Origin of the sequence: Pseudomonas baltica (assembly GCF_031880315.1) — a bacterium.
Taxonomy (GTDB): domain Bacteria; phylum Pseudomonadota; class Gammaproteobacteria; order Pseudomonadales; family Pseudomonadaceae; genus Aquipseudomonas.
The window spans coordinates 4,995,765-5,021,242 of the sequence record NZ_CP134771.1; the positions used below are offsets into that span (position 1 = coordinate 4,995,765).

Sequence of the window (25,478 nt, forward strand, 5' to 3'; positions counted from 1 at the left end):
TACACAGATCCCGTGGGTGCAACGCGCGCCCGCGGGGCGGCGATCTCACTGCAATCAGTGGTTTGCGGTAAACGCCAGCATCGCCGACAACTGGCACATCGGCAGGCCGCTGTCGGCGTGCCACTGGTTGAAGACGTCCTGCACCAAGGCCTGGTCGCGTTTGCTGCTGGGCACCTTGTCGACGATATTCTGTGCATTCAGGGCGGCTACCACGTCCCAGGTAGGGATGAAGGTGTCCTTGCCGATCATGCGCAAAAAGCGCGGCGCCGACAAACCACCCAGCTGGGTGCCGTGCTTGGCCAGGTATTGCCACAGCCCGGTGATCTCGGTCACCGGCCAGTCGGCGATAAAGGCGCCGAAACTACCGTGTTCGTGGGCGATGTCGAGGATCATCTGCGCGTTGCGGGGCACGCTCTTGAGCTTGCCCAGGTGGCGGATGATGCTTTTGTCCTGCATCAGGCGTTCAAGGTGCTCGGCGCTCATCAGCACGACCTTTTCTGGATCGAAACCGAAAAAAGCCTTCTCGAAAGCCGGCCACTTGGCATCCACCAGGCTGTGCTTGAGGCCGGCCCGAAAGACCCGCAAGGCCATGGTCGACAGATAGCGATCAACGCTGATCTTGCGCAGCTTTGCGGGTGTGAGCGGCGTCGGCAGCTGAGCATCGAGGGCCTTTTGCGAGCCAAAGCGGTTGAGACAGAACTCGTGCAGCCATTTGTAATCTTGCATCAAGCCAGATCCTTTGCGACCTTGCCCAGGCGTTGGCCGAGGGCACGGCACAGGGTCAGTTCGTGTTCGTCGAGGGGGCGCTTGCCATCGGCACCGGCGTGGTGGCTGGGGCCGTAGGGCGTGCCGCCGCCGTGGGTGTCGAGCAGGGCCGACTCGCTGTAGGGCAGGCCGGTGATGAGCATGCCGTGGTGCAGTAGCGGCATCATCATCGACAGCAGGGTGGTTTCCTGGCCGCCATGCAGGCTGGCGGTGGAGGTAAAGACCCCGGCCGGCTTGCCGACCAGATCACCACTGAGCCACAGGCTGCTGGTGCCGTCGAGAAAGTACTTGAGCGGCGCGGCCATGTTGCCGAAGCGCGTCGGGCTGCCGATCGCCAGACCGGCGCAACCTTTGAGGTCGTCGAGGCTGGCGTACAGCGCACCCTGCTCCGGAATCTCGGGGGCGACGGCTTCGCATTCGCTCGATACCGCCGGCACGGTGCGCAGGCGCGCTTCCAGGCCGCTCAGTTCAACGCCACGGGCGATCTGCCGGGCCATTTCCCGGGTGGCGCCGTGACGGCTGTAATACAGCACCAGAATGTAGGGCGTGCTCACTTACAGGATCTCCAGGACATTTTCCGGTGGCCGGCCGATGATGGCCTTGTCGCCGTTGACCAGGATCGGCCGTTCGATCAGTTTGGGGTGCGCGACCATGGCGTCGATCAGCGCGCTGTCGCTCAAGCTGCTGTCGGCCAGCTCGAGAGCCTTGTATTCGTCCTCGCCGGTGCGCAAAAGTTGCCGCGCGCTTAGCCCCAATTTGTCCAGCAGGGTCTTGAGGGTGGCGGCATCGGGCGGGGTGTCGAGGTAGCGCACGATGGTCGGAGCCAGTCCGCGGGCTTCAAGCAACTCCAAGGCGCTGCGTGATTTCGAGCAGCGCGGGTTGTGGTAGAGCGTCAGGTCGGTCATGGCGGGCGCCTATTACTTGCGTTCGGTGGCGGCTATTCTAACCACCTGGTGGCATCGATAAAGAGGAAAGCGGCAATGACTCGGCATTTCATCTCTGGCGTGGCCCTCATGGCGGCATTGCTGCTGGGCGGCTGCGGAGCGGACTATGGCCCGGACCAGAACGGCAAGCCGGTGGCGGCGCGGCAACTGGATGATCAGTGGCTGGTGGTCAATTACTGGGCCGAGTGGTGCGGCCCGTGTCGCACCGAGGTCCCGCAGCTCAATAGCCTGGCCGATCAGCTCAAGGGGCAGGGCGTGGCGGTAGTCGGGGTCAATTTCGACAATCTGCAGGGCGCAGACCTCAAGCAGGCGGCAGACAATCTGGGGATTCGCTTCACGGTACTGGCGAACGACCCGGCGCCGCGTTTCGACCTGCCGCAAAGCGAGGGGTTGCCGGTGACCTACATCATCGACAGTAAAGGCAAGGTGCGTGATCAACTGGTCGGCGAGCAGACGGCGGCGGGGGTGCAGGCGCGGTTGAAGACGTTGCGTCAGGGGTGAAATGGGGGGGCTGAACGGACGCCTTCGCGAGCAAGCTTTGCTCCCACAGCCGTGCGGAGCTGGACCGGCTGGCACCGTGGGAGCAAAACTTGCTCGCGAAGCGGCCAGCCCAGTCGTCACATGTCTTCGATCAGGCCGCTGCCGCCTGGCACTTCGGGCAGCGATGTTGCTCACCCGTGGTGCGCCAGCCGAGTTCGGCGATCCGCGCAACGGCTGCCGGCTGCTGGGCTTTCTGGCCCAGCTTGGCATCGACGGCGAACTCGAACGTCAGCTCGGTGTTGCAAGTGTCGCATTGCACTTTCCATTCGTGAATCGACAACTCGCCGAACACTGGCCCTTTGGCCACAGCCGTCCATTGCCCCGGAGGATTGATCAAGTGACGAACCTTTTCCACAGTGAGGCGCATCGACAGGGTTTTCGAACCCTTGAGCGTGACCAGCAGCACGTCGTCGGCCTTGATCGAGCCGCCGTTGCCGGTGACCTGATAACGGCCAGGCACCAGCGCCCGGCACTCGGTCAGGGTGTGTTGAGGGTTGAATAGGCTGTAGCGGAAATCGTGTTCGACCATGTGGTCCTCCAAATTGGCGCGCATGCTATCACGGCGGCGCTGCAGCGGCATTCAGGCAGGCGCTGTGCGGTGCAGCGGCGCGCGCTGAGTCACCGCCCTATTCAAGCCTCCTCCCGCGCCTGCTCAGCCAGCCGCATGATTGCCTGGTCAAGTTCGTCCAGCGCTTTGCCCGCCCCTTCATCATGCTGTTTAAGCATAGTCTCGCTGCGCTGACACGCCGCGCGTAGCTGAGGCACGCCGCAGTAGCGGGTGGCGCCATGCAGGCGGTGCACGCGCTCGATCTGCGCGTTGATATCGCCGCTGTCACGGGCCGCGCGGATCGCCTGGCGGTCGCTTTCCAGAGCGGCCAGCAGCATCGCCAGCATGTCGGCGGCGAGGTCGGCCTTGCCGGCGGCCAGGCGCAGGCCTTCCTGTTGATCGAGTACCGCCAGCGGCCCGGCTTCGCGTGGCGTTTCGAAGCTGCCGCGCGCGGGGCTCAGGTGCAGCACCAGGCCGGTCCATTTCAGGACCACCTGGGCCAGTTGCCGCTCGCTGATCGGTTTGGTCAGGTAGTCGTCCATGCCACTGTGCAGCAGCGCGCGCTTCTCGTTGGCCATGGCGTGGGCGGTCAGCGCGACGATCGGCAGCGACGGGCCGGTCTGCGCGCTCTCCCAATGGCGGATGCGCTCGGTGGTCTCGCGTCCGTCCATGTCCGGCATCTGCACGTCCATCAACACCAGGTCGAAATGCTCGGCCTGTACCGCTTGCAAGGCCGCCATGCCGCTGTCGACGGCGCGTACTTCGGCCCCCAGGTCCTCCAGCAGCGTTTGCACCAGCAGCAGATTGGCAGGGTTGTCATCGACGCAGAGCACCTTGGCGATCCGACTGTTGCCAGTGTCCAGGTTGTTGCCCATGCCCAACGACAAGCGCTTGGGGTTGATCAGGTCGGCCAGGCTGCGACGCAATTTGCGCGTACACGACGGTTTGGCCTGTAACTGACTGTGAGCATTGGGCACCCGCGGTTGATACAGCGTGTGTTCGGTGGTCGGGCACAATACCAGCGGCTGGCAACCGAATTGTTCGAGGCCGCGCACGTGTTGCTGCAGTTGGTCGGGTGGCATGTCGTGGCTGGTGACACCCAGCACAGCCAGCTCGATAGGCTGCCCGGCCAGTTGCGCGGCCTCGACGGCAGCGATCATTTTCTGCGCCGAAGGGAAGGCGCTGACGATCAGCCCCGAATCTTCAAGCTGATGCTGCAGGGCCTGGCGCGCCAGCTCGTGGCTCTCGAGGATGGCCACGCGACGGTTCAGCAACGGCGGCGCCGGGCGATCTTCGGCATCGTCGCGGGCCTTGGGCAATGACAGTGAAATCCAGAAGGTCGAGCCCTCGCCCGGGGTGCTGTCGACGCCGATCTCGCCACCCATCTGCTCGACCAGGCGCTTGGAAATCACCAGCCCCAGACCGGTGCCTCCGGGCTGGCGCGACAGCGAGTTATCGGCCTGGCTGAAGGCCTGGAACAGCGCCTGCACATCCTGGGTCGAGAGGCCGACGCCGGTGTCCTGAACGCTGATGCGCAATTGGGCGTTGTCCTCGTCGTCATCCTCGAGCATGGCGCGGGCGACGATGGTGCCTTCACGGGTGAACTTGATCGCGTTGCTGACCAGGTTGGTGAGGATCTGCTTGAGGCGCAGCGGGTCGCCGACCAGCGAGATCGGCGTGTCGCGGTATACCAGGCTGACCAGTTCGAGCTGCTTGGCGTGAGCGGCGGGGGCGAGAATGGTGAGGGTGTCCTGGAGCAGGTCGCGCAGGTTGAATGGAATACTGTCGAGCACCAGCTTGCCGGCCTCGATCTTGGAGAAGTCGAGGATCTCGTTGATGATCCCCAGCAGGCTGTCGGCAGACTTTTCGATGGTGCCCAGATAGTCGAGCTGCCGTGGGCTCAGCTCGCTTTTCTGCAGCAGGTGGGTGAACCCGAGAATGCCGTTGAGCGGCGTGCGGATTTCATGGCTCATGTTGGCCAGGAATTCCGACTTGATGCGGCTGGCTTCAAGCGCCTCTTTGCGGGCCATGTCGAGCTCGATGTTCTGGATCTCGATGGTTTCGAGGTTCTGGCGGACGTCTTCGGTGGCTTGGTCGATACTGTGCTGGAGTTCCGACTGAGCGTCCTGCAGGGTCTCGGCCATGCGGTTGATACCGGCGCCGAGTTCGTCCAGCTCGTGACTGCCGAGGGGCGGCAGGCGGTTTTCCAGGTTGCCATCCTTGAGCTGCGCCACCGCCTGGCGGATGCGCGCGATGGGGGCGCTGATGCCATGGCTCAGGCGCAGTGCCAGCAGGCCGGTCAGCAGCAGGGCGCCCGCCATCAGCACTACGGTCATGAACAGGATGCGATAGCCGCGCAGCAGGGTGCCGCTGTGGGAAATTTCGATCTCGACCCAGCCCAGCAGCCGGTCCGCTTCGCCCGGGACGGCATCGCCCGCCAGGTCGCGATGGCGGCCGTACACTGGTTGCAGATAGCGGGTGGCGTCGTTGCCACTGACTTGCAGCTGGCGTTGGCCGCTACCCTCGGGCTCAGGGTTGAGCATGCTCGGCCCGGCGTGGGCCATGGGGTGCTTGTCGGCATCGAGGAACGCCACCGAACGCACATCGGCCTGTTCCAGCGCCTGCGCGGCGATGCGCTCGAGCCAGGCGTCGTCGTGCTTGATCAGCGCCGGGGCCACCAGCGGGGCCAGTTGCTCGGTGAGCAAGGCGCCGCGGCGCAGCAGGTTGTTCTGCAGCTGATCCTGCTGTTGCCAGGCAAAGTAGCCCCCCAGCAGCACCGCCATCAGCGCCGCTGGCAGCAGGGCCAGCAACATCACTCGGCTCTTGAGCCCCAATTTGTTCAGCACAGCACTCTCCACCATGGCCCATGCGGTGAAAAATACCCCGAGAAGCGCCGCTGCGCACCCACTAACTCATGCGCAAGTGGAGTCCAGGCGGGAGCGGGCTGTGCCCGCGAAGGCGTCCGACCTGACACCGCGCCACCCGTATTCGCAGGCAGAGCCCGCTGCCACAGGGATAACCCCGGGCAAACGTTGCTTGCCCATCCCTGTTGTTTAAACAATAATTCAGCAAATGAGAACCAACAGCAGAAGCCAATGAATCCCGCTCCGCTTGGCCCCCCCTCCATTCTTGCCGTTGAAGACGATCCGGTCCTCGGTGCCTTCGTGCACGATCAGCTCGGCCGTTGCGGCTTCGAGGTGACCTGGTGCCGCGATGGCAGAATCGCCCTCGACATGGTGCGTAGCAACGCCTACGACGTGGTGCTCATGGACGTGCTGTTGCCTGGCATGAACGGCCTCGATGTACTCGGCCACCTGCGCGAGCACTCGGCCACGCCGGTGATCCTCATGTCGGCGCTGGGGGCCGAGGCCGATCGCATCAACGGTTTTCGCCGTGGGGCCGATGATTATCTGCCCAAGCCGTTCAGCGTCGATGAGTTGCATGTCCGGGTCGAGGCGATTCTGCGCCGCGTGGCCATGGAGCGCCGCCATCAACCACCGCTGCCCGCCGCCCCGGTCGATGCCTTGACCTTCGACGAGCAGCGCACGGATGTCTGTCACGAGGGCCGCTGGGCCGGGTTTACGCCCAGCGAGTATCGGCTGCTCGAAACCTTGCACCGCAGCGATGAAGAAGTCCTGACCAAGGCCTTCCTCTATCAGCACGTGCTGCAGCGCGGCTATGCCCAGCATGATCGCAGCCTGGACATGCACGTCAGCCAGATCCGCCGCAAGCTCAAGGCCATCGGCTACGAGGCGCGGGCGGTGCGTACCGTCTGGGGGCGCGGTTATACCTTGAGTGCTGCCTCCAGCACGACGAGCGCGATGCCGAACACCTACCATGCGCTCGGTTGATCTGCCCTACCGCCACTCGCTGTTCTGGAAGCTGGCGGGGCTGCTGATCGCGTTTTGCTTGCTGATGATCTGGCTGAGCTGGTCATGGGGGCGCTATATCGAGACCCGGAACGCCTATCTGTCCAATGAGGCGCGCCAGACCCTGAGCGGCTATGCCGAGCAGGCCGAGCACGCCTGGCAGCAGGGGGGGCGTTATGCCCTCGATGCGTGGCTGCTGAAAGTGCGTGAGCGCGAACGTGGCTGGGTGGCCGTGGTCGGCCCGAACCTGCAATCGTTGAGCAGTCAGCCATTGAGCGATGCCGACATGCAGCGCATGACCTTCTTGCGCGGGCTGGACTGGCCGACCAGCCGTCGGGCCAAAGCAGCGCCCTGGATGAAGGTGCCATTCCCCGATACACCCTCCGCCGGCATGCTGGTGATCGAGTTGCCCGAGCGCTTTGTGCCCGGCGGCTATTTGCTGTTGTGGCAATTACTGACCAACGGCCTGGCGCCTGCGCTGTTGACCTTGCTGCTGTGCGTGGGCCTGTATCGCATGCTGGTGGTGCCGCTCAATCAATTGCGCGAGCAGGCCAAGGCTTGGCGCGCCGATCAACTCGGCACCCGCCTGCCGATCGAAGTGGCGCGCCGCCACGATGAATTGGGTGAGCTGGGGCGGGCCTTCGATCAGATGTCCGAGCGCCTGCAGACGACGGTGCAATTCCAGCAACAAGTGCTGCGCGACCTGTCCCACGAGTTGCGCACGCCCCTGAGCCGACTGCGGGTGGCCTGCGAAACCGAAAACGAGCTCGAGGCCATGCGCCAGCGCCTGAGCCGTGAGGTCGACGGCATGCAGCGGCTGGTGGAAGACACCCTGCAACTGGCCTGGCTGGACACCGAGCGGGCGCCCATGGCGCGCGAGCCGATTCAGGTGCAGGCGTTGTGGGAGATGATCGCCGAAGATGCCTGCTTCGAGAGCGCCTGGCCCATGGCGCAACTGCAGTGCCAGGTGGGCGCCGACTGCTGGGTCGAGGGCAATCTCAACAGCCTGGCGCAGGCCCTGGAAAACATTCTGCGCAATGCCATCCGCCATTCACCGGCCGGCGGCATCGTGACCTTCGGCGGCCACCTGGAAAACGGTCGCTGGCACCTATGGCTGGAGGATCAGGGCGGCGGTGTCGCCGAAACCGACCTGCAACGTATTTTCGCGCCCTTCACCCGCCTTGATGGTTCGCGGCCCGGTGACGGCGGTTTCGGCCTGGGCTTGAGCATCGCGCGCAACGCCCTGTTGCGCCAGGGCGGCGCGCTCTGGGCGCACAATGGCACACGGGGGCTGCGCCTGAACCTGTGCCTGGCGGCTGCTTATAACGTACCGGCATAACCCCCGCACTTTGCGTGATATGGGCTGCGCACGTTTGCCGGTATGATAGGCGCCCCCGCAGTCTGGATTGCGAATTCGCCATGACCCTGCAGTATCCCACTATCGCCGATTGCGTCGGCAACACGCCGCTGGTTCGTCTGCAACGACTGTCCGGCGTCACCAGCAACACCCTTCTGCTGAAGCTGGAAGGCAATAACCCGGCTGGTTCGGTCAAGGACCGCCCGGCGCTGTCGATGATCACCCGCGCCGAGGGCCGTGGCCAGATCCAGCCCGGCGATACCCTGATCGAGGCGACCTCCGGCAACACCGGTATCGCCCTGGCGATGGCGGCGGCCATCAAGGGTTACAAGATGATCCTGATCATGCCGGACAACTCCACGGCTGAGCGCAAAGCGGCCATGACCGCCTATGGCGCCGAGTTGATTCTGGTCACCCGTGAGCAAGGCATGGAAGGCGCTCGCGACCTGGCTGAACGCATGCAGGCCGAAGGCCGCGGCAAGGTGCTGGATCAGTTCGCCAACGGCGACAACCCCGAGGCGCACTACCGCAGCACCGGCCCTGAAATCTGGCAGCAGACGGGTGGCAGCATTACTCACTTCGTCAGCTCCATGGGCACCACCGGTACCATCATGGGTACCTCGCGTTACCTCAAGGAACAAAATCCCCAGGTACAGATCGTCGGTCTGCAGCCAATGGAGGGCTCGGCCATCCCCGGTATCCGTCGCTGGCCGACCGAATACCTGCCAAAGATCTATCACGCCGAGCGCGTCGATCGGATCGTCGACATGGCCCAGAACGAAGCCGAGGACATGACCCGTCGCCTCGCCCGCGAAGAGGGCATTTTCTGCGGCGTGTCTTCCGGTGGTGCGGTGGCGGCGATGTTGCGTCTGTCCCGTGAAGTTGAAAACGCGGTGATCGTCGCGATTATTTGCGACCGCGGCGACCGATACCTGTCGAGCGGCATTTTCGATGCGCCCAACTGATGGCTAAAAAAAGCACGGGCCTGCGATTTCAGCCGGCCGGCGGCAGTCGCGCCCCGCAAGTCCCCACAGGCAAGAAGCAGCGCCTGACGCTCGAGCGCCTGAGCAACGACGGCCGTGGCATTGCCTTTATCGACGGGCGCACGTGGTTCGTCTCCGGTGCGCTGGAAGGCGAAGAGGTGGAGGCGCGGGTGCTCAACACCCATGGCAAAGTGGTCGAGGCGCGCAGCGAAAAAGTCCTCAAGGCCAATCCGCAACGCCGCCTGGCGCCCTGCGCGCGGGCCGATATCTGCGGTGGCTGCAATGTCCAGCACATGCCCCACGCCGATCAGCTAGCCTTGAAGCAACGGATGCTTGCCGAGCAACTTTCCCGTATTGCCGGCGTCGAACCCGACGCCTGGGCGGCGCCGCTCACGGGGCCGGAGTTCGGCTATCGGCGGCGTGCGCGGGTGGCTGTGCGCTGGGAGCCAAAAACCCGTCAGCTGCAAGTAGGGTTTCGTGCCACAGCCAGCCAGGACATCGTCGCCATTGACGATTGCAGCGTGCTGGTACAGCCCTTGCAGCGTATTTTCAATGAGTTACCGGCGTTACTGCGTTCGTTCGCCAAGCCGCAAGTACTGGGTCATGTCGAACTGTTCAGCGGGATGGCCTTGGCGGTGATGGTCCGCCATGTGGCGCCGTTGGCCGAGGCCGATCAGCAGCTGTTGCAGGAGTTTTGCCAGCGTCATGACGCGCAGCTGTGGCTGCAGGGCGAAGATCGCCCCCAGCCCGTCGACCCGCAGGCGCGTCTGGGCTTCACGTTGCAGCCCTGGCAGCTGGAACTGGCTTATCGGCCGGGGGATTTCGTTCAGGTCAACGAGGCGGTCAACACCGCCATGATCCAGCAGGCGCTGGAGTGGTTGGCCCCAGGCAATCAGGAGCGGGTGCTGGATCTGTTTTGCGGGCTGGGCAACTTTGCCTTGCCATTGGCCACCCTGGCGCGCGAAGTGATCGCGGTCGAGGGTGTCGACGCCATGGTGGAAAGGGCGGCGCAGAATGCCGTCAGTAACAATTTGCAAAATGTTGGCTTCTATCAGGCCGACCTGTCCCAACCGCTGGCAACGGCGGCCTGGGCGACCCAGGGCTTCGAGGCGATCCTGCTCGATCCACCCCGTGATGGCGCATTCGAAATTGTGCGTAATATCAAGGCCTTGGGGGCAAAGCGGGTGGTGTATGTGTCCTGCAATCCGGCGACTCTGGCCCGCGATACGGTCGAGTTGCTCAAGCAGGGGTACAAGTTAAAACGTGCCGGGATTCTCGATATGTTTCCGCAGACCGCACATGTCGAGGCCATGGCGTTATTTGAAGCGAGCTAGGATGCTCGTCTAATCCGTTTGGCGTGCGAATGCCTGGTCCCTGCCTGAGCCTGGCAGGGGCCAAAGCCAGCGACAGTTGATGCCCCCCGAGGGCGTCGTAGGGAAGGTAACAAGATGGTACAGGTGAGAGCGAACCAGCCGATCAACACCGACGGCAGTATCAATCTCGACGCGTGGCTCGATCATATCGTCACCGTTGATCTGGCGCTCGACCGCGAAGCCTTGAAGAAGGCCTGCGAGTTCGCCCAGCAGGCGGAATTGAACGGTAATGCGGCCAAGCATTCTTGGGCCGATGGCACTGCGTGTTTCCAGGCTGGGCTCGAGATCGCGGAAATTCTCGCCGATCTCAAGCTCGATCAGGACTCCTTGGTGGCGGCGGTGGTTTATCGCGCTGTGCGCGAAGGCAAGGCGACCCTTGAAGAGGTCACCGAGCTGTTCGGCGCCACGGTCGGCAAACTGGTCGACGGCGTGCTGCGCATGGCTGCCATCAGCGCCAGCCTCAGCCCGCGCCAGTCGTTGGTGCTGGGCTCGCAGGTGCAGGTCGAAAACCTGCGCAAGATGCTCGTGGCCATGGTCGACGATGTGCGCGTGGCCTTGATCAAACTGGCCGAGCGTACGTGCGCGATTCGTGCGGTCAAAAGCGCCGACGATGAAAAACGCAACCGCGTGGCGCGCGAGGTATTCGATATTTATGCGCCGCTGGCCCATCGCCTGGGCATCGGCCATATCAAGTGGGAGCTGGAGGACCTGTCCTTCCGCTACCTGGAGCCTGAGCAGTACAAGCAGATCGCCAAGTTGCTGCACGAGCGCCGGCTCGACCGTGAGCGCTTCATCAGCGACGTCATGGGCCAGTTGCACAACGAGTTGCTCGACACCGGGGTCAAGGCCGACATCAGCGGCCGCGCCAAGCATATCTATTCCATCTGGCGCAAAATGCAGCGCAAGGGCCTGGAATTCAGCCAGATCTACGACGTGCGCGCGGTGCGCGTGCTGGTCCCGGAAATGCGCGACTGCTACACCGCGCTGGGTATCGTGCACACCTTGTGGCGGCATATTCCCAAGGAGTTCGACGATTACATCGCCAACCCCAAGGAAAACGGCTACCGCTCGCTGCACACAGCGGTGATCGGCCCGGAAGGCAAGGTCCTCGAGGTACAGATCCGCACCCATGCCATGCACGAAGAGGCCGAGCTTGGCGTCTGTGCGCACTGGCGCTACAAGGGCACCGACGTCAAGTCCGGCTCCAATCATTACGAAGAAAAGATCTCCTGGCTGCGTCAGGTGCTCGAATGGCACGAAGAGCTGGGCGATATCGGCGGCCTGGCCGAACAGCTGCGGGTCGATATCGAGCCGGATCGGGTCTACGTGTTCACCCCCGACGGCCACGCCATCGACTTGCCTAAAGGCGCTACGCCGCTGGACTTCGCCTACCGGGTGCACACCGAAATCGGTCACAACTGCCGGGGCGCGAAGATCAACGGCCGCATCGTGCCGCTCAACTACAGCCTCAATACCGGCGAGCAGGTCGAGATCATCACCAGCAAGCACGGTACGCCGAGCCGCGACTGGCTGAACTCCAACCTGGGCTACGTCACCACCTCGCGGGCGCGGGCCAAGATCGTCCATTGGTTCAAGTTGCAGGCTCGCGATCAGAACGTGGCGGCCGGCAAGAACCTGCTCGAGCGCGAACTGAGTCGCCTCGATCTGCCGCAAGTGGACTACGAGCGCCTGGCTGAAAAAGCCAACATGCGCACCGCCGAGGACATGTACGCCGCATTGGGCGCCGGCGATCTGCGCCTGACCCAGCTCGTCAACCTGGCCCAGCAACTGGTGGAGCCGGAGCGCGGTACCGAGCAGCTGGAGCTGATCCCGCGCAAGGCCACTGGCTACAAGCCGGGCAAGCGCGGCGATATCCAGATTCAGGGCGTGGGCAATCTGTTGACGCAAATGGCCGGCTGCTGCCAGCCGTTGCCAGGCGACGCGATCGTGGGCTATATCACCCAGGGCCGCGGCGTGAGCATTCACCGTCAGGACTGTGCCTCGGTGCTACAGCTGGGCGGCCGCGAGCCGGAGCGCATCATCCAGGTCAGTTGGGGGCCGATCCCGGTCCTCACCTACCCGGTGGATATCATCATCCGCGCCTACGACCGCTCCGGACTGCTGCGCGACGTCTCTCAGGTATTGCTCAACGAGCGCATCAACGTGCTGGCGGTCAATACCCGCTCGAACAAGGAAGACAACACCGCGCTCATGTCGCTGACCATCGAGATCCCTGGCCTGGAGGCCCTCGGGCGCTTGCTGGGGCGCATATCGCAGTTGCCGAATATCATCGAGACGCGGCGTAATCGTACGCCTTGAACATTCAGCCAGGCTTGCGGGCCTCTTCGCGAGCAAGCTTTGCTGCCACAGGCGTACGTCCTGCAGGCGCAAAGGTTTGCCAGCGAAGCGGCCGGGCCTGCCAGCCCCGAGACAGTTGATGTACACACTCCAAGACTTGCTCACTCTCATGGCCCGCCTGCGTGATCCGCAGCATGGCTGCCCGTGGGATATCAAGCAGACCTACGCCAGCATCGTGCCCCACACCCTTGAAGAGGCCTACGAGGTCGCTGATGCCATCGAGCGCGGCGATCTCGACCACTTGCAGGGTGAGCTCGGTGACCTGCTGTTCCAGGTGGTCTACTACAGCCAGCTGGCGCGCGAAGAAGGGCGCTTTGAGTTCGCCGGCGTGGTCGATGGCATTACCCGCAAGTTGATCCGCCGCCATCCCCATGTATTTCCCACGGGCGATCTCTACGCGCCGCCAGACATGCCGCGCCTGAGCGAAGAGCAGGTCAAGCAGCGCTGGGAAGAGATCAAGGCCGAGGAGCGCGCCGAGGCTGCCAAGGCCCCGGAGCAGCTGTCATTGCTCGACGACGTGCCCGCCACCTTGCCGGCGCTGTCCCGCGCCGCCAAACTGCAGAAGCGCGCGGCGGGCGTCGGTTTCGACTGGCCTGCGGCGTTGCCGGTGGTGGACAAGGTCCGCGAAGAACTCGATGAAGTCCTCGAAGCCATGGCCAGCGGCGATCAAGCGGCCATCAGCGACGAGCTTGGCGACTTGCTGTTCAGCGTGGTCAATCTGGCGCGGCACCTCAAGGTCGACCCCGAAAACGCCCTGCGCAGCGCCAACCGCAAATTCGAGCGACGCTTTCGTTTTATCGAACAGGCATTGCGCGACACCCACCGTCCCATTGAAGATTGCACCCTTGAGGATTTGGACGCTCTGTGGGGCGAAGCCAAACGTCAGGAACACAACCTGCCCAGCTGTGGCTGAGCCGTTGCATAAGTGAGCGAGCACCCATGAGCCTTTCCCTGCGCGACCAATTGTTGAAAGCCGGTCTGGTCAACCAGAAGCAAGTCAAGCAAGTCACCAAAGAGAAGCAAAAGCAGAAACGTCTGGAGAACAAAGGCCAGGTCGAGGTCGATGACAGCCAGCAACGTGCGGCCCAGGAGGCCATGGCCGAGAAGGTCAAGCGCGATCAGGAGCTCAACCGTCAGCAACAGGAAAAGGCCGAGCAAAAGGCCCGTGCGGCGCAGGTCAAGCAGTTGATCGAAGCTTCACGCTTGCCCAAGCTGACCACCGAGGACTATTTCAACTTCGTCGACGACAAGAAGGTCAAGCGCCTGTCGGTCAACACGTTGATGCGCAGCAAGCTGAGCAGTGGTTCGCTGGCGATCGTCAGCCATGGTGGTGGCTATGAGGTGATTCCGCGCGAGGCCGCGCTGAAGATCCAGGAGCGCGATCCGCATCGGATTCTGCTGCTCAACACCCAGGTCGAAGAGCCGGCTGAAGATGATCCGTACGCGGCTTACAAGATTCCGGACGATCTGATGTGGTGAGTCGATAATCCAAAGCCCGTTAACAGACAAAACCCCGCATTGCGGGGTTTTGTCTGGCTGGGGCCGCTTTTGCAAGCTTATGACAGCTGACTACGTTGCGCCTCGAGTTTCTCGAGTTCTTGCTTGTAGCTCAGCGCGTCACGTTCATCATGGAACATGCCGACCAGCAAATCCTGTTGGTGTACGTCCCAGATGCGCACGCCATGGGCAATGGCTTCGTGGGACATGTGGGAATCATCGCGTTCACTTACTTTTACTGTCATTCTGCAAACTCCATTTTTGAGATCTGCATCGGAGAAGTGGTGCAGTGGCTCTGTTATAGAATTGGTTAGGATCCTAAGTAAACTGATTTTTTCGGTTCACTTTCATGGCAGAAAATTCACGATCGCTGTAGCCCGCATGATTCAAGGTCTGTGGCGTTTTGTCGCAGGTAAAAATCGAACATGAAAGAAAATTCATAGTTCGCAAGTGAACGCGATGGCCCGTCTTCCGGCAATAAAAAACCCCGCAGCTGGCGGGGTTTAGTCAGGCGGGGGCAGGCTTAGCTGCCTTTGACAGTCTTGCCGTCCACCGTGCCTTCCTTGAGCATGATGTTGTATTCCTTGCCGTCCTTTTCAACCTGTTGCAGGCGCACCAGCAGGTAGTTCCAATCCTTGGCGAACCACAACACGGTAGTGCGCTGATTCTGTGTCGGATCGCGCACGCGCTCGACCTTCACGGCGTCAACCTGACCGGCTTCAGTCGCGACCTTCTCGGTGCCTAGCACGCGGAAATCATAGGTGTCGACGTCGCCGCCATCGACCACTTGGTAATTCATGGCCTTTTTGCCCGCAGCAACGTCACGCTGCAGCGCCAGCTGGTAGGTCGACTTGTCGAGCATGCCGGCATTGAGCGTAACCTTCACGGCGTCGCCGCGGTCGGTGCCGGTGACCGTCTTGGTGCTCCAGTCGAAGTCCAGATCGGTCTTCTTGGCCTTGCCCAGGCCACCGCGTTCGAAGTGATAGCTTTGCGGCAGCAGGGCGTCCTTGTCCAACTTGATGACGCTGCTTTCGTTGAGATTGGCGATCATCATCGACGCCTGGAAGTTGAGGGTCCAGGTGCCGTCACCGTTGGACTTGAGCTCGCGAGACGCCGTGCCGCTCATGGGCAGTTGCTTCCAGTCGGCGGTGTAGCTGGCGGAGAAGGGCTTGAGGTCTGCGGCCTGAACAGCCGGCAGCGTGAACAATGCAAGAGCGAGGAGCAGAGCGCGACGCATAGAATCTCCTAAAGTCGAATCGAATGACCACTGGCCGGAAGGCGCTTGCCCTCAAGCATGGCACCCTGTTCGTCGAGGCACAATCGGCCCTCGGCAAACCAGCGTATGGCCAGCGGGTAAATCTGATGTTCCTGGGCGTGCACGCGTTGCGCCAGTGATTGCGGCGTATCGTGCGCGGCGACCGGCACTACGGCCTGTACGACCAACGGTCCGCCATCGAGTTCCTCGGTGACGAAGTGCACGCTGCAGCCATGCTCGGCATCGCCGGCATCGAGCGCCCGTTGGTGAGTGTGCAGGCCCTTGTACTTGGGCAGCAGGGAAGGGTGGATGTTGAGCAGGCGGCCCTGATAGTGCCGCACGAAGGCCGGGCTGAGGATGCGCATGAAGCCGGCCAGCACAACCAGATCGGCATCGAAACTGTCGATCAGCGCTACCAGGGCGGCGTCGAAGGCCTCGCGACCCTCGAAACCGGTGTGCTCCAGCACCCGCGCGGCGATACCTGCATCGCGGGCGCGCTGCAGGCCGAGGGCATCGGCGCGGTTGGAAATCACCGCGCTGATGCGTGCCGGGTGAGCCGCATCCGATGCGAGCCCGATGCTGTCGATCAGGGCTTGCAGGTTGCTGCCGGTGCCTGACAGCAGCACCACAACGTTGCAGGTTGCCGGCATCAGTGAGCCTTGACGTTCTTCAGCTCGACCTGCGCAGCGCCTTCGGCAGCAATGCCGATTTCGCCGATGACCCATGGCTGTTCGCCTGCAGCGCGCAGGCTGGCCAGGGATTTTTCGACATCGGCCTGGGCCACGCAGATGACCATGCCGACGCCGCAGTTGAGCACGCGGTGCATCTCGTGCTCATCGACGTTGCCCTGCTGCTGCAGCCAGTCGAATACCGCCGGACGCTGCCAGCTGGCCACGTCGACCACGGCCTGGGCGCCCTTTGGCAGCACGCGCGGGATATTGTCCAGCAGACCGCCGCCAGTGATGTGGGCCATGGCCTTGACCGCGCCGGTGTCCTTGATCAGTTGCAGCAGTTGCTTGACGTAGATGCGCGTTGGCGCCATCAGCAGGTCGGTCAGCGGCTTGCCGTCGAGCTGGAGGCTCTCGATGTCGGCGCCGGCGACTTCGATGATCTTGCGGATCAGCGAGTAACCGTTGGAGTGCGGGCCGGACGATGGCAGGGCGATCAGCGCGTCGCCAGCGGCGACCTTGGAGCCGTCAATGATCTCGGCCTTTTCCACGACACCGACGCAGAAGCCGGCCAGGTCGTAGTCTTCGCCTTCGTACATGCCAGGCATCTCGGCGGTTTCGCCGCCTACCAGCGAGCAGCCCGCCAGTTCGCAACCAGCGCCGATGCCGGTGACCACGTCAGCGGCGGTGTCGACATTGAGCTTGCCGGTGGCGTAGTAGTCGAGGAAGAACAGCGGCTCGGCACCGCAGACCACCAGGTCGTTGACGCACATGGCCACCAGATCGATGCCGATGGTGTCGTGGCGGTTGAGGTTCAGCGCCAGGCGCAGCTTGGTGCCGACGCCGTCGGTACCGGAGACTAGTACGGGCTGCTTGTAGCCGGCCGGGATTTCACAGAGGGCGCCAAAACCGCCCAGGCCGCCCATGACTTCGGGGCGCGCGGTGCGCTTGGCGACGCCTTTGATGCGTTCGACCAATGCTTCGCCGGCGTCGATGTCTACACCGGCGTCCTTGTAGCTCAGGGAGGGTTGCTTGCTCATGATCCAGGCCTTTTTAGAGGGAGGGATTCGGGAATACGACCGCGACGGGCAAAGGGGCCTTGTGCGCACGAGGCGCAAACGGGCCGGCTCGGGCCATCGTCGGTCTGCGAAGGCGCGCGATTTTATCAGGCTTGCCGGTTAGCGGCCATCCTCAGGCCGACGGCAGGGGTGGATTATTTTCCCCGCGGGCCCTGTAGCGATGGGGTGGACACAAGGTTTACGAATTCTTTTATTGGCTAGCTGAATGAATTGCGGGAAAGTGTGGTCACAAAGCACAGTCCGCTTCTGCCCGTCGGGAATCCTTCATGCGTCTGCACCACTATCTGTTTGCCAGCTGTCTATCCGTATTGAGTCTGTCCAGCCATGCCGAGGTGGTTGCCAACCTGTATCAGGTACAGGAACCCGTCGCTAGCCAGACCCCGGATGAGCGCACCCAGGCCATCCAGCGTGCCTTCGAAACCCTGGTGCTGCGCCTGACCGGCGATCCCAAGGCCATCAACAGCCCCGGGCTGGCTTCGGTAAAAGGCGACACCCAGCAGATCATCAGCCAGTACGGCTATGACGCCGGCCCGCCGCAATCCCTGCAAGTCGATTTCGACCCCGTCAGCACCGACAAGGCCCTGCGCGGCGCCGGGCTGGCGATGTGGGGCAACAACCGGCCGGTGATTCTCGGCTGGTGGCTCAATGAAAACACCGACGGCGCCAGCCTGGTCGGCGATGGCCAGGCCACGGCACAACCGCTGCGTATCGCGGCCCGCCACCGTGGCCTGCCATTGCGTCTGCCGCTGGCCGACCTTAGCGAGCAATTGGTCGGCACCGCGAAGAATCTCGAAGGCACCGATCCTGCGCCGCTGCAAAACGCCTCCGAGCGCTACGGTGCCGATGCCCTGCTGGCGGTGCATGCCAGCCAGAACGGCGACAAATGGCAGGCCAAATGGCGGCTGTGGCTGGGCGGGCAGAAGGAGCAGGGCACCAGCGAAGGCGCCGATCAGGCCACGTTGGCCGATGCGGTGATGCTGGCGGTGAGCGAGCGCCTGGCGCCGCGCTACGTAGCCAAGCCCGGAGCCTCGGCCGACCTGACCGTGGAGATCGGCGGCATGACCCTTGATCATTACGCCGAGATGGGCCGCCTGCTCGAGCCTTTTGGCGGGCAGATCAAAAGCGTCAATGGCGACAGTGTGACCTATAAGGTTACCGCCAGTGCCGACCAGATTCGTTCGCAGATGACCTTGGCCAAGTTGCATGAAGTGCAGCCTGCGGCGCCAGTCCCGGTTGCCGCGCCAGTGCCACCCGCGGCGCCCGCTCCAGTAGCTCCGGCGGCGTCCGCCAACGACCTGCACTTTCACTATTGACTACATCCCCCTGTGGGCGCGGGCTTGCTCGACCTTTGATGAACAAATGGAAATACAAATGACCGACATGCGTCGCTGGTTCTGGTTAGGTGCGGTGCTGCTGCTGTGTGCCTTCGTCTACCTGTTGCACCCTATTCTTACGCCATTCCTGATTGCCATCCTGCTCGCCTACATGGGCGACCCTTTGGCCGATCGGCTTGAAAAGCTCAAGCTGTCGCGCACCCTCAGCGTGGTAGTGGTGTTCGCCTTCTTTACCCTGATCGTCGTCATCGCCCTGGCAGTCCTGGTGCCGATGCTGGCCAAGCAGTTGATCAGCCTCTACCAGCTCGCGCCACAGATGCTCGACTGGCTGCAGCAGACCGCCTTGCCGTGGGTGCAATCCCATGTCGGCCTGAGTGACGGTTTCTGGAAGTTCGACAAGATCAAGGCGGCCATTTCCGAGCACATGGGCCAGACTGGCGACATCGTCGGCGTGGTACTGGCGCGAGCCACCACCTCCACCCTGGCGCTGATCGGCTGGCTGACCAACCTGGTACTGATCCCGGTAGTGGGCTTCTATCTGCTGCGCGACTGGGACGTGATGATGGCCAAGATCCGCAGCCTGCTGCCACGCCATCGCGAAGATCAGGTGGTCAATCTGGCTGGCGAGTGTCACGAGGTGCTGGGGGCGTTCATTCGCGGCCAATTGCTGGTGATGGTTGCGCTGGGCTTCATCTATGCAGGTGGCCTGATGCTGGTCGGTCTCGACCTGGGCCTGTTGATCGGTATGGTGGCGGGTCTGGCGGCGATCGTGCCGTACATGGGCTTCATCATCGGCATCGGTTCGGCAATCATCGCCGGGCTGTTCCAGTTTGGCCTCGACCCGACCCACATGGCCGGTATCGCTGCGGTGTTCATGGTCGGTCAGCTGCTTGAAGGCATGGTCCTGACGCCATTGCTGGTAGGCGATCGCATCGGGCTGCATCCGGTGGCGGTGATCTTCGCCATCCTTGCTGGGGGTGAATTGTTCGGCTTCACTGGAGTATTACTGGCCTTGCCGGTCGCCGCAGTGATCATGGTGCTGGTGCGTCACGTCCAGGACCTCTATAAAGAGTCGGACATCTACGGCGGCAGTGAAGACCCTGACCTATAAAGCGAAGGGCTGAGCGTCTCTCGCAAACCTTTGATTTTGCTTGTGGTCTGCCGCATTGTGCGTCTAGCGCGAGGGGTATAGACTTTGCCCACTTCATCCAGAGGCCCTTTGCGGCTCGCCAGAGCCGTTCAGCCAGCATGAAACCGATTCAGCTGCCCTTGGGTGTGCGTTTGCGCGACGACGCCACCTTTGTCAATTACTACCCAGGTGCCAACGCGGCAGCCCTCGGCTATGTCGAGCGTTTATGCGAGGCCGATGCCGGCTGGACCGAAAGCCTCATCTACTTGTGGGGCAAGCATGGGGTAGGGCGCACTCATCTGTTGCAGGCCGCGTGCTTGCGCTTCGAGCAAATGGGCGAGCCGGCGGTTTACCTGCCGCTGGCGCAACTGATGGACCGCGGCGTCGAGCTGCTCGACAACCTCGAGCAATACGAGCTGGTCTGCCTCGATGACCTGCAAGCGGTAGCGGGCCGCGCCGATTGGGAAGAGGCGCTGTTCCATCTGTTCAATCGCCTGCGTGACAGCGGTCGGCGCTTGCTCATCGCGGCGTCCCATTCGCCGCGCGAATTGCCGGTAAAGCTGGCTGACCTCAAGTCGCGCCTGACCCTGGCGTTGATTTTCCAGATGCGCCCATTGTCGGACGAAGACAAATTGCGTGCCCTACAACTGCGCGCTTCACGTCGCGGCCTGCACCTGACTGACGAAGTCGGGCACTTCATCCTCACCCGCGGCACCCGCAGCATGAGTGCGCTGTTCGACCTGCTCGAACGGCTGGACCAGGCGTCCCTGCAAGCACAGCGCAAGCTGACCATCCCCTTCCTCAAGGAAACACTGGGCTGGTAACGGCGCCATGTCGAGGAAAATCGTAGTCACCCCGAGAGTTGGCCTGGACCTTGCTTTATGTCAAGGAGCCACTAGGCTGCTGTTACCGTTTTTCTGGCGTTTTCCCCTGACAAACCCGTTTCTTAGAAGTTTTTTGCGCGCCCATCGATTCAAACAATCTATGGACCTTTGCGGTGAAACCGCGACGTAGAGCGTTTTCAATGGATTGACGTCAAAACCTGAATAGGCATTGACGCCTCGACGCTTGATGATTTCGTCAGTCATATCAAGTCAATGGCCAGTGTTTCTGCGGCTTTGCGCGAGGTATGGGCTGTGGGCAGGCGGGTTAGATGTCACCGCGAAACCGTTGAGTCACAAAATGTTCGATTGAATTTGCAAATGACGACGATAAAAGGCAATATCGCCACTTCTTAATTTTCTTACCCACGGTCGTGCCCATGCTTGCTCGCTTAGCACCCCTCGTGCCCATTGCACTTGTTACCCTGCTCGCAGGTTGCGCCGCCCAGTCACCGGTGTCGCAACAGCAGGTTACAGATCCAGTCATCGCGCAATCTTCAATCCACGCGCAGTCCCAGACTCAAGGCCACGGCCGCAGCAGCTCGATCGCTTCCGCCAACGCTTCCTCCGTATTCGAAGACGAAATCGCCACCGAGAACGAACTGGCGCGTTTCTCCAGCAACAACGCCTACCAGATGCCAGCCTTGGCTGACAGCATCCTGGAACGCGGCAAATCGCTGATCGGTACTCGCTACCGCACCGGTGGTTCTACCGAAAAGGGCTTCGATTGCAGCGGTTTCATCGGTTATCTGTTTCGTGAAGAGGCCGGCATGACCTTGCCGCGTTCCACGCGCGAAATGATCAACGTCAAGGCGCCGCTGGTAGCGCGCAACAGCCTCAAGCCGGGTGATCTGCTGTTCTTCAGCACCCGCGGGCGTGGCCGTGTCAGCCATGCCGCGATCTACCTGGGCGACGATCAGTTCATCCACTCCAGCAGTCATCGCAGCGGCGGCGTCCGTATCGACAGCCTCGACGACGCCTACTGGAGCAAGACCTTCATCGAGGCCAAACGCGCCTTGGCGATGGCGCCGACTACCGTGATTTCGCGCAAATAAATCACGGCTGTTAACACAGGCAATACCAACGAGCGACGGGGCTGACTACCTTCGTCGCTTACGTGTTTTCAGGTTTCAGGCTTCGAGCTGTTTTCTTCGGCAGTTGGATCAGGATGTTCTGCTATGTCGTATTGCGCCCGTTTCTCGCTGTTGCTGGTGATTGCCTTGTTGGGTGCCTGCGCCAGTGCGCCGCCGCCCTCTGCGCCGCGTGTGGTTCAACAGCCGGTCATAACCTACCCCACAGAATTCGCTCCTGCCGCTGATGACGTGTTGTTCCGCGCCCTCGGGCTGGTAGGCACGCCTTATCGTTGGGGCGGCAATACCCCTGATTCCGGTTTCGATTGCAGTGGCCTGATCGGCTTCGTCTACCGCGATGCGGCCCATATCGCCTTGCCGCGTACCACCCGCGACCTGGTGGGCATGCGCGCACCGCAGGTCGACAAGGCCTCGTTGCAGTCGGGGGATCTGGTGTTTTTCGCCACCGAAGGCTCGCAGGTGAGCCATGCCGGCATCTACGTGGGGGAGGGGCGCTTCGTGCATGCACCGGCCACGGGCGGCACGGTGCGTCTCGATTACCTGAACAATCCGTACTGGGCCCGCACTTATCGCGATGCCAAGCGGGTGCTGCAACCGGAGCATATCGCGCGCAATCCCTGATCTTTCACGTTATGCATTGACGCCGCCTGCATGTTCGGCGGCGAAGGGGCCCTTAGCTATTACCGTGGCCTTGCGTCATGCCCCCTGCTGCACGCTCTCCAGTAACCGCTGCGCCGACATCGGCCTGCCCAGCAGATAGCCTTGCAAGGTCGTGCAGCCCAATTGCGTGAGCATTTCCTGCTGCTCCGCAGTCTCCACCCCTTCGGCGACAATCCTCAGCCCCAGCGTCTTGCCCAGTGCGATGATCGCCGAAACGATGGCGGCATCGTCATTGTCTTGCGCCAGTTCGGTGACGAAGCCGCGGTCGATCTTCAGTTCATTGGCCGGTAGACGCTTGAGGTACAGCAGGCTCGAATAACCGGTACCGAAGTCATCGATGGAGATGCTGACCCCCAGCGCGGCCAGTTGATCGAGCACGATCAGCGCCGCCTCTGCATCGCGCATGGCGGTGGACTCGGTCACTTCCAGAGTCAGGAAGCGAGCCGGCAGGCCGTTGCTCAGCAAGGCATCGCGCACCACCTCGACCAGCCCCGGATGCGCCAACTGCACGGTCGATAGATTGACCGCAATGTTCCAGGCGCCATGACCCCGAGCATGCCACTCGCTCATCTGTCTGCAGGCTTCATTGATCACCCAGTTGCCGATCGGCACGATCAGCCCGGTGCGCTCGGCCAATGGCAGGAAGCGGTCTGGCGGCACCAACCCTTCACCCGGTCGTTCCCAGCGCAACAGGGCCTCGACGCCGGTCATCGGGCCATCGGGCGCGACCATCTTGGGTTGGAAGTGCAGCAGGAATTCATGTTGATCGAGGGCCTTGCGCAGGTCCTGTTGCAACTGCAATTGCTGGTGCGCGTTGACGTTCATGGCGCTCTCGAAGAAGCAGTAGCAGTCGCGGCCTTGCTCCTTGGCGTGGTACATGGCAGCGTCGGCGTTGATCATCAGCTCATGATTGGTATCGCCGTCCTGGGGGAATATGGCGATGCCGATACTGGTGGACACGTGCACGGTCTGCCGGCCGATGACGTAGGGCGAATGAATGCTCTCGACCAAGCGTTGGGCCAGGACGGCAGCGTCTTCCGGCTCGCCCGGATCGATCAGCACCACGAATTCGTCGCCGCCCAGACGCGCCACGGTATCCTCGCCGCGTTTAGCGTTCTGAATGCGTTTTGCCACCTCGACCAGCAGCAAGTCACCCGTGTGATGGCCATAGACGTCGTTGACTGCCTTGAAGCCGTCCAGATCCATGAACAGCACGGCAAAATGGCTCTTCTGCCGCACAGCCTTGTGAATAGCCTGGTCCAGGCGGTCGTTGAGCAAGATACGGTTGGGCAAGCGCGTCAGGTTGTCGTGCAGTGCCAGTTGCACCAGTTCGCTGTTGGCGCGATCCAGCGAGGTCGCCAGCAGGCTGGTGCGCGCGTCGAGCATCGACACGATCAAGGCGATGGCGCACACCGCCAGGGTCACCACGATCACCAGCACCACCAGCCATTTGCTGTCGATGCCGTCGCCAGCAGCGCCGCAAATGCTACCGACCGGGAACTGCGCAGCGGCCATGCCGGTGTAGTGCATGCCGACGATCGCCACGCCCATGATCAGCGAGGCCAGAAAACGCAACAGGGTGATGTTCTTGCCTTCGCCGCGCAGGTGAAACGCAATCCACAACGCCGCACCCGAGGCAAGGATGGCGATCACCACAGACAGCGCGAACAGCGACGGAATGTACTGCACATCAGGGCTCATCAACAGCGCATGCATACCGGTGTAATGCATGGCGGCAATACCGATGCCCATCAACACCGCGCCACCCACCAGACGTGCCAGGGGCAGGTCCTTCTGGCACACCAGCCACAGGGCAAACGCCGACGAAGCGATGGCGATCAGCAGCGACAGCCCGGTGAGCGTCAAGTCGTAGCCCAGGGCGATGGGCAGCCTGAAGGCGAGCATGCCGATAAAGTGCATCGACCACACACCCAGCCCCATGGCGAATGAGCCACCCATCAGCCACAACACCGAAGCCGTGCCTTGAGTGCGGGACACTCGCCCGGCCATGTTCAGCGCGGTATAGGAGGCAATGATCGCGACGATCAGGGAGAAGACCACATAAAGGCTGTTGTAACTGCTGGCAAGCATGGCGACATCCGTATTCGGTACCCGACCCCCTTTTATCGGCGGGTTGGTCATTCACTGAAGAGAGGCAGAGGGTCAGCCAACTATTAGTGCGCTTACAAATAGACCTATCGCGAACACCACATGGCCGATCACGTTCAGCGCGCGCGCGAGATTCGGATTGGGCGCTTTCGAACAGGCCACGCCGACGCCCATGCCCGGCTGCAGAATGAACCAGCCGGCACCGACGGTGACCAGGCCGACGATCAACGCTGGTGTGAACGTGGGCGCATGCACCCATTGCACGCCCCAGATCAACAGCAGTGCGGCAGCGAAGATGATCCCCACCACGTAATGCATGATCCAGCCGATGCGCAGCTCGTTGGCGACGGCGGGCGACTGCCCGATGCCTTGTCGATGCACGAAGGTGCCTTGGAGCATGCCGGCAAACCAGCGACCGACCAGGTGCCAAGGCGGCGTCGGCAGTTTGAACACGGCTTTGAGCAACTGTGCCCAGATGTCCAGCAGGGCAGTGGCGGCGATGCCGGTGAGCACGCAATAAAGAATAAAGGAGAGCATCTTGATCCTTGTGGGCAGGTGGTCGGGGCAGCGGTGGCACTGCAACAGTGCTTGGCTCAAAGTAGTGCATGTCTGCACATGGCGCGCGTCTGACGGTAGCAGTACCGCACAATACTGGCGAACCGCTAGCTTGGACGCCAGAAGATCGGGGAGTGGCACGTATTGCGCTGAACCGAATCAGGTTGGCCGCTTTCCAACAGACAAGTGAAGCCCAGGAGAGCCCTGATGGAAATCTTGTACACCGACCTGGTCGGCCTTGAACGTGGCGAGTCTGATGCGTGCACCGAGATCTGGCTGGCTGAGCCCCAGCGTTGTCTGTGGCGCGCAACCCAAGTGGTCAGCCATGAAATGATGAGTGAAGGCACCCACGAACAGAACCTGCGGCGCATCTACATCCGCAGCGGGCCGATGGCTGACAATGCGCAGATCGAACAAGCCGTGCGCCAACGATTGCTCGAGCGGGGGCGCCAAGGGGAGTTCCCGCCTCCGGCCTGAACGTCGC

At 62.3% G+C, this 25,478-nt stretch carries 26 protein-coding genes; 14 read left to right on the plus strand and 12 right to left on the minus strand.

Annotated elements, in window-relative coordinates:
- Nucleotides 1-54 precede the first annotated feature (54 nt).
- From REH34_RS22515 to arsC, 3 genes are read right to left on the minus strand one after another with little or no spacing between them, the layout of a single operon-like run.
- The gene (locus REH34_RS22515) at nt 55-726 is read right to left on the minus strand and encodes a DNA-3-methyladenine glycosylase I (protein ID WP_226503450.1); all 672 of its coding nucleotides are present in this window, start codon (nt 724-726) and stop codon (nt 55-57) included.
- On the minus strand, nt 726-1,319 hold the full coding sequence (gene wrbA, locus REH34_RS22520) for an NAD(P)H:quinone oxidoreductase (RefSeq protein ID WP_311969207.1): 594 nt from the start codon (nt 1,317-1,319) through the stop codon (nt 726-728). Before wrbA ends, REH34_RS22515 begins: the two co-directional genes overlap by 1 nt.
- Nucleotides 1,320-1,670 carry an arsenate reductase (glutaredoxin) gene (gene arsC / locus REH34_RS22525; protein ID WP_311969208.1) on the minus strand — a complete coding sequence of 117 codons (351 nt, stop codon included), beginning with the start codon at nt 1,668-1,670 and terminating at the stop codon, nt 1,320-1,322. It lies immediately after the preceding gene.
- A 75-nt stretch (nt 1,671-1,745) separates the two neighbouring features.
- Between arsC and REH34_RS22530 the strand changes: the two genes are divergently transcribed.
- Nucleotides 1,746-2,210: a TlpA disulfide reductase family protein gene (locus REH34_RS22530; protein WP_311969209.1), complete on the plus strand. Its 465-nt coding sequence runs from the start codon at nt 1,746-1,748 to the stop codon at nt 2,208-2,210.
- A 130-nt stretch (nt 2,211-2,340) separates the two neighbouring features.
- On the opposite strand, the gene REH34_RS22535 is transcribed toward REH34_RS22530, so the two are convergent.
- Entirely contained in the window at nt 2,341-2,778 is a 438-nt protein-coding gene (locus tag REH34_RS22535) for a hypothetical protein (protein WP_226503454.1), read from the minus strand.
- A gap of 101 nt (nt 2,779-2,879) precedes the next feature.
- The gene (locus REH34_RS22540) at nt 2,880-5,642 is read right to left on the minus strand and encodes a response regulator (RefSeq protein WP_311969210.1); all 2,763 of its coding nucleotides are present in this window, start codon (nt 5,640-5,642) and stop codon (nt 2,880-2,882) included.
- Nucleotides 5,643-5,891: 249 nt separating this feature from the next.
- Here REH34_RS22540 and REH34_RS22545 point away from each other — a divergent pair, with 249 nt between their 5' ends.
- From REH34_RS22545 to REH34_RS22575, 7 genes are all read left to right on the plus strand, one after another.
- Nucleotides 5,892-6,647, plus strand: a complete 756-nt coding sequence (locus REH34_RS22545; RefSeq protein WP_311969211.1) for a response regulator transcription factor — start codon at nt 5,892-5,894, stop codon at nt 6,645-6,647.
- On the plus strand, nt 6,634-8,004 hold the full coding sequence (locus REH34_RS22550) for a cell wall metabolism sensor histidine kinase WalK (protein ID WP_226503457.1): 1,371 nt from the start codon (nt 6,634-6,636) through the stop codon (nt 8,002-8,004). The genes REH34_RS22545 and REH34_RS22550 overlap by 14 nt, the downstream gene beginning before the upstream one ends.
- 80 nt (nt 8,005-8,084) lie before the next feature.
- Complete coding sequence (gene cysM / locus REH34_RS22555; protein WP_311969213.1) at nt 8,085-8,987, plus strand: cysteine synthase CysM; 903 nt, start codon at nt 8,085-8,087, stop codon at nt 8,985-8,987.
- Nucleotides 8,987-10,339: a 23S rRNA (uracil(1939)-C(5))-methyltransferase RlmD gene (gene rlmD, locus REH34_RS22560; RefSeq protein WP_311969214.1), complete on the plus strand. Its 1,353-nt coding sequence runs from the start codon at nt 8,987-8,989 to the stop codon at nt 10,337-10,339. The genes cysM and rlmD overlap by 1 nt, the downstream gene beginning before the upstream one ends.
- 114 nt (nt 10,340-10,453) lie before the next feature.
- A complete protein-coding gene (relA, locus tag REH34_RS22565; protein WP_311969215.1) occupies nt 10,454-12,697 on the plus strand; it encodes a GTP diphosphokinase in 2,244 nt (747 codons plus the stop codon).
- Between the two features lie 118 nt (nt 12,698-12,815).
- On the plus strand, nt 12,816-13,649 hold the full coding sequence (gene mazG / locus REH34_RS22570) for a nucleoside triphosphate pyrophosphohydrolase (RefSeq protein WP_311969216.1): 834 nt from the start codon (nt 12,816-12,818) through the stop codon (nt 13,647-13,649).
- 26 nt (nt 13,650-13,675) lie between these two features.
- On the plus strand, nt 13,676-14,215 hold the full coding sequence (locus REH34_RS22575) for a DUF2058 domain-containing protein (protein ID WP_226503462.1): 540 nt from the start codon (nt 13,676-13,678) through the stop codon (nt 14,213-14,215).
- Between the two features lie 77 nt (nt 14,216-14,292).
- Here the strand turns inward: REH34_RS22575 and REH34_RS22580 are convergent, their stop codons facing one another.
- From REH34_RS22580 to purM, 4 genes are all read right to left on the minus strand, one after another.
- Nucleotides 14,293-14,478 (minus strand): hypothetical protein, encoded by a 186-nt coding sequence (locus REH34_RS22580; RefSeq protein ID WP_226503463.1) that lies wholly within the window; start codon nt 14,476-14,478, stop codon nt 14,293-14,295.
- A gap of 278 nt (nt 14,479-14,756) precedes the next feature.
- Nucleotides 14,757-15,470: a DUF3108 domain-containing protein gene (locus REH34_RS22585; RefSeq protein WP_226503464.1), complete on the minus strand. Its 714-nt coding sequence runs from the start codon at nt 15,468-15,470 to the stop codon at nt 14,757-14,759.
- 8 nt (nt 15,471-15,478) lie between these two features.
- Complete coding sequence (purN, locus tag REH34_RS22590) at nt 15,479-16,138, minus strand: phosphoribosylglycinamide formyltransferase (RefSeq protein WP_311969217.1); 660 nt, start codon at nt 16,136-16,138, stop codon at nt 15,479-15,481.
- Nucleotides 16,138-17,196 (minus strand): phosphoribosylformylglycinamidine cyclo-ligase, encoded by a 1,059-nt coding sequence (gene purM / locus REH34_RS22595; protein WP_226503466.1) that lies wholly within the window; start codon nt 17,194-17,196, stop codon nt 16,138-16,140. The genes purN and purM overlap by 1 nt, the downstream gene beginning before the upstream one ends.
- A gap of 305 nt (nt 17,197-17,501) precedes the next feature.
- On the opposite strand from purM, the gene REH34_RS22600 reads away from it, so the two are divergent.
- The 3 genes from REH34_RS22600 (at nt 17,502) to hda (ending at nt 20,522) form a co-directional block, all read left to right on the plus strand.
- Nucleotides 17,502-18,548 carry a DUF2066 domain-containing protein gene (locus REH34_RS22600; protein WP_311969218.1) on the plus strand — a complete coding sequence of 349 codons (1,047 nt, stop codon included), beginning with the start codon at nt 17,502-17,504 and terminating at the stop codon, nt 18,546-18,548.
- 58 nt (nt 18,549-18,606) lie between these two features.
- Complete coding sequence (locus REH34_RS22605; RefSeq protein ID WP_311969219.1) at nt 18,607-19,680, plus strand: AI-2E family transporter; 1,074 nt, start codon at nt 18,607-18,609, stop codon at nt 19,678-19,680.
- 137 nt (nt 19,681-19,817) lie between these two features.
- Entirely contained in the window at nt 19,818-20,522 is a 705-nt protein-coding gene (hda, locus tag REH34_RS22610) for a DnaA regulatory inactivator Hda (RefSeq protein ID WP_226503469.1), read from the plus strand.
- Nucleotides 20,523-20,582: 60 nt separating this feature from the next.
- On the opposite strand, the gene REH34_RS22615 is transcribed toward hda, so the two are convergent.
- Entirely contained in the window at nt 20,583-20,786 is a 204-nt protein-coding gene (locus REH34_RS22615) for a hypothetical protein (protein ID WP_311969220.1), read from the minus strand.
- A gap of 173 nt (nt 20,787-20,959) precedes the next feature.
- Here REH34_RS22615 and REH34_RS22620 point away from each other — a divergent pair, with 173 nt between their 5' ends.
- Both REH34_RS22620 and REH34_RS22625 read left to right on the plus strand, forming a co-directional pair.
- Nucleotides 20,960-21,634: a C40 family peptidase gene (locus REH34_RS22620; protein ID WP_226503470.1), complete on the plus strand. Its 675-nt coding sequence runs from the start codon at nt 20,960-20,962 to the stop codon at nt 21,632-21,634.
- Between the two features lie 123 nt (nt 21,635-21,757).
- A complete protein-coding gene (locus REH34_RS22625) occupies nt 21,758-22,291 on the plus strand; it encodes a C40 family peptidase (RefSeq protein ID WP_226503471.1) in 534 nt (177 codons plus the stop codon).
- 75 nt (nt 22,292-22,366) lie between these two features.
- Here REH34_RS22625 and REH34_RS22630 read toward each other — a convergent pair whose 3' ends face one another.
- Both REH34_RS22630 and REH34_RS22635 read right to left on the minus strand, forming a co-directional pair.
- A complete protein-coding gene (locus REH34_RS22630; RefSeq protein ID WP_311969221.1) occupies nt 22,367-24,421 on the minus strand; it encodes an EAL domain-containing protein in 2,055 nt (684 codons plus the stop codon).
- A 72-nt stretch (nt 24,422-24,493) separates the two neighbouring features.
- A complete protein-coding gene (locus tag REH34_RS22635) occupies nt 24,494-24,976 on the minus strand; it encodes a DUF2938 domain-containing protein (RefSeq protein WP_311969222.1) in 483 nt (160 codons plus the stop codon).
- A gap of 225 nt (nt 24,977-25,201) precedes the next feature.
- On the opposite strand from REH34_RS22635, the gene REH34_RS22640 reads away from it, so the two are divergent.
- On the plus strand, nt 25,202-25,471 hold the full coding sequence (locus tag REH34_RS22640; protein WP_226503474.1) for a hypothetical protein: 270 nt from the start codon (nt 25,202-25,204) through the stop codon (nt 25,469-25,471).
- Nucleotides 25,472-25,478: the final 7 nt, after the last annotated feature.